Here is a 4,794-nt window from a genome sequence, read left to right on the forward strand (position 1 = left end):
GGGTTGAAAGCTCCGGCGGTGAAGGATGAGCCCGCGGCCTATCAGCTTGTTGGTGAGGTAGAAGCTCACCAAGGCGACGACGGGTAGCCGGCCTGAGAGGGCGACCGGCCACACTGGGACTGAGACACGGCCCAGACTCCTACGGGAGGCAGCAGTGGGGAATATTGCACAATGGGCGAAAGCCTGATGCAGCGACGCCGCGTGAGGGATGACGGCCTTCGGGTTGTAAACCTCTTTCAGCAGGGAAGAAGCGAAAGTGACGGTACCTGCAGAAGAAGCGCCGGCTAACTACGTGCCAGCAGCCGCGGTAATACGTAGGGCGCAAGCGTTGTCCGGAATTATTGGGCGTAAAGAGCTCGTAGGCGGTCTGTCACGTCGGATGTGAAAGCCCGGGGCTTAACCCCGGGTCTGCATTCGATACGGGCAGACTAGAGTGTGGTAGGGGAGATCGGAATTCCTGGTGTAGCGGTGAAATGCGCAGATATCAGGAGGAACACCGGTGGCGAAGGCGGATCTCTGGGCCATTACTGACGCTGAGGAGCGAAAGCGTGGGGAGCGAACAGGATTAGATACCCTGGTAGTCCACGCCGTAAACGGTGGGAACTAGGTGTTGGCGACATTCCACGTCGTCGGTGCCGCAGCTAACGCATTAAGTTCCCCGCCTGGGGAGTACGGCCGCAAGGCTAAAACTCAAAGGAATTGACGGGGGCCCGCACAAGCAGCGGAGCATGTGGCTTAATTCGACGCAACGCGAAGAACCTTACCAAGGCTTGACATCGCCCGGAAAGCATCAGAGATGGTGCCCCCCTTGTGGTCGGGTGACAGGTGGTGCATGGCTGTCGTCAGCTCGTGTCGTGAGATGTTGGGTTAAGTCCCGCAACGAGCGCAACCCTTGTTCTGTGTTGCCAGCATGCCCTTCGGGGTGATGGGGACTCACAGGAGACTGCCGGGGTCAACTCGGAGGAAGGTGGGGACGACGTCAAGTCATCATGCCCCTTATGTCTTGGGCTGCACACGTGCTACAATGGCAGGTACAATGAGCTGCGATGTCGCAAGGCGGAGCGAATCTCAAAAAGCCTGTCTCAGTTCGGATTGGGGTCTGCAACTCGACCCCATGAAGTCGGAGTTGCTAGTAATCGCAGATCAGCATTGCTGCGGTGAATACGTTCCCGGGCCTTGTACACACCGCCCGTCACGTCACGAAAGTCGGTAACACCCGAAGCCGGTGGCCCAACCCCCTTGTGGGGAGGGAGCTGTCGAAGGTGGGACTGGCGATTGGGACGAAGTCGTAACAAGGTAGCCGTACCGGAAGGTGCGGCTGGATCACCTCCTTTCTAAGGAGCATCTAGGCCGCCAAGTCCGCTTGGTGGTCCAGGGCCATTACGTCGGCACACGTTCGACGGTGGTTGCTCATGGGTGGAACGTTGATTATTCGGCACTCTCAGTCATCTCGGGCTGCAAGTACTGTCCTTCGGGGCGTGGAAAGCTGATCATGAGTGGCGAGGGTGTCGGGCACGCTGTTGGGTGTCTGAGGGTATGGCCGCAAGGTCTGTCTTCAGTGCCGGCCCCAGTGCACTCGAACTACTGGTTCGGGGTGATGGGTGGTTGGTCGTTGTTTGAGAACTGCACAGTGGACGCGAGCATCTGTGGCCAAGTTTTTAAGGGCGCACGGTGGATGCCTTGGTACCAGGAACCGATGAAGGACGTGGGAGGCCACGATAGTCCCCGGGGAGCCGTCAACCAGGCTTTGATCCGGGGGTTTCCGAATGGGGAAACCCGGCAGTCGTCATGGGCTGTCACCCACATCTGAACACATAGGGTGTGTGGAGGGAACGCGGGGAAGTGAAACATCTCAGTACCCGCAGGAAGAGAAAACAACCGTGATTCCGGGAGTAGTGGCGAGCGAAACCGGATGAGGCCAAACCGTATACGTGTGAGACCCGGCAGGGGTTGCGTGTACGGGGTTGTGGGATCTCTCTTTCACAGTCTGCCGGCTGTGAGACGAGTCAGAAACCGTTGGTGTAGGCGAAGGACATGCGAAAGGTCCGGCGTAGAGGGTAAGACCCCCGTAGTCGAAACATCAACGGCTCGTTTGAGAGACACCCAAGTAGCACGGGGCCCGAGAAATCCCGTGTGAATCTGGCGGGACCACCCGCTAAGCCTAAATATTCCCTGGTGACCGATAGCGGATAGTACCGTGAGGGAATGGTGAAAAGTACCGCGGGAGCGGAGTGAAATAGTACCTGAAACCGTGTGCCTACAAGCCGTGGGAGCGTCGCTGTATGTGCTTGCACATACAGTCGTGACTGCGTGCCTTTTGAAGAATGAGCCTGCGAGTTTGCGGTGTGTTGCGAGGTTAACCCGTGTGGGGAAGCCGTAGCGAAAGCGAGTCCGAATAGGGCGACATAGTAGCGCGCTCAAGACCCGAAGCGGAGTGATCTAGCCATGGGCAGGTTGAAGCGGCTGTAAGAGGTCGTGGAGGACCGAACCCACCAGGGTTGAAAACCTGGGGGATGACCTGTGGTTAGGGGTGAAAGGCCAATCAAACTCCGTGATAGCTGGTTCTCCCCGAAATGCATTTAGGTGCAGCGTCGTGTGTTTCTTGCCGGAGGTAGAGCACTGGATAGGCGATGGGCCCTACCGGGTTACTGACCTTAGCCAAACTCCGAATGCCGGTAAGTGAGAGCACGGCAGTGAGACTGTGGGGGATAAGCTCCATGGTCGAGAGGGAAACAGCCCAGAGCATCGACTAAGGCCCCTAAGCGTACGCTAAGTGGGAAAGGATGTGGAGTCGCAGAGACAACCAGGAGGTTGGCTTAGAAGCAGCCACCCTTGAAAGAGTGCGTAATAGCTCACTGGTCTAGTGATTCCGCGCCGACAATGTAGCGGGGCTCAAGCGTACCGCCGAAGTCGTGTCATTTCAGCATATAGGGCCAACGCCCGCTGGGATGGGTAGGGGAGCGTCGTGTGCCGGGTGAAGCCGCAGCGGAAGCTAGTGGTGGACGGTTCACGAGTGAGAATGCAGGCATGAGTAGCGATACACACGTGAGAAACGTGTGCGCCGATTGACTAAGGGTTCCTGGGTCAAGCTGATCTGCCCAGGGTAAGTCGGGACCTAAGGCGAGGCCGACAGGCGTAGTCGATGGATAACCGGTTGATATTCCGGTACCCGCTGTGAAGCGTCAAACATCGAACCCTCTGATGCTAAGACCGTGAAGCCGTTCCGGACCCTTCGGGGAAAGGAAAGTGGTGGAGCCGTCGATCCAAGGTGGTAGTAGGTGAGTGATGGGGTGACGCAGGAAGGTAGTCCAGCCCGGGCGGTGGTTGTCCCGGGGTAAGGGTGTAGGCCGTGTGGTAGGTAAATCCGTCGCACATTAAGGCTGAGACCTGATGCCGAGCCGATTGTGGTGAAGTGGATGATCCTATGCTGTCGAGAAAAGCCTCTAGCGAGTTTCATGGCGGCCCGTACCCTAAACCGACTCAGGTGGTCAGGTAGAGAATACCGAGGCGTTCGGGTGAACTATGGTTAAGGAACTCGGCAAAATGCCCCCGTAACTTCGGGAGAAGGGGGGCCATCACCGGTGATAGCACTTGCTGCTTGAGCTGGGGGTGGCCGCAGAGACCAGCGAGAAGCGACTGTTTACTAAAAACACAGGTCCGTGCGAAGCCGTAAGGCGATGTATACGGACTGACGCCTGCCCGGTGCTGGAACGTTAAGGGGACCGGTTAGTGCACTTTCGGGTGTGCGAAGCTGAGAACTTAAGCGCCAGTAAACGGCGGTGGTAACTATAACCATCCTAAGGTAGCGAAATTCCTTGTCGGGTAAGTTCCGACCTGCACGAATGGCGTAACGACTTCTCGACTGTCTCAACCATAGGCCCGGTGAAATTGCACTACGAGTAAAGATGCTCGTTTCGCGCAGCAGGACGGAAAGACCCCGGGACCTTTACTACAGTTTGATATTGGTGTTCGGTTCGGCTTGTGTAGGATAGCTGGGAGACTTTGAAGCGGGCACGCCAGTGTCTGTGGAGTCGTCGTTGAAATACCAGTCTGGTCGTGCTGGATGTCTAACCTGGGTCCGTGATCCGGATCAGGGACAGTGTCTGATGGGTAGTTTAACTGGGGCGGTTGCCTCCTAAAGAGTAACGGAGGCGCCCAAAGGTTCCCTCAGCCTGGTTGGCAATCAGGTGTTGAGTGTAAGTGCACAAGGGAGCTTGACTGTGAGACCGACGGGTCGAGCAGGGACGAAAGTCGGGACTAGTGATCCGGCGGTGGCTTGTGGAAGCGCCGTCGCTCAACGGATAAAAGGTACCCCGGGGATAACAGGCTGATCTTCCCCAAGAGTCCATATCGACGGGATGGTTTGGCACCTCGATGTCGGCTCGTCGCATCCTGGGGCTGGAGTCGGTCCCAAGGGTTGGGCTGTTCGCCCATTAAAGCGGTACGCGAGCTGGGTTTAGAACGTCGTGAGACAGTTCGGTCCCTATCCGCTGTGCGCGTAGGAATATTGAGAAGGGCTGTCCCTAGTACGAGAGGACCGGGACGGACGAACCTCTGGTGTGCCAGTTGTCCTGCCAAGGGCATGGCTGGTTGGCTACGTTCGGGAGGGATAACCGCTGAAAGCATCTAAGCGGGAAGCCTGCTTCGAGATGAGTATTCCCACCAACTAGATTGGTTAAGGCTCCCAGTAGACGACTGGGTTGATAGGCCGGATGTGGAAGCCTCGTAAGGGGTGAAGCTGACTGGTACTAATAGGCCGAGGGCTTGTCCTCAGTTGCTCGCGTCCACTGTGTT

At 57.3% G+C, this 4,794-nt stretch carries 2 rRNA genes; both read left to right on the forward strand.

From position 1 onward, the window contains the following. Positions 1-1,334, forward strand: a 16S ribosomal RNA gene (locus AOK17_RS30035); the annotation flags it as partial. Between the two features lie 314 nt (positions 1,335-1,648). Beyond that, positions 1,649-4,772, forward strand: a 23S ribosomal RNA gene (locus AOK17_RS30040). Positions 4,773-4,794: the final 22 nt, after the last annotated feature.

Source organism: Streptomyces phaeochromogenes (genome assembly GCF_001418655.1).
Lineage (GTDB): Bacteria > Actinomycetota > Actinomycetes > Streptomycetales > Streptomycetaceae > Streptomyces > Streptomyces phaeochromogenes.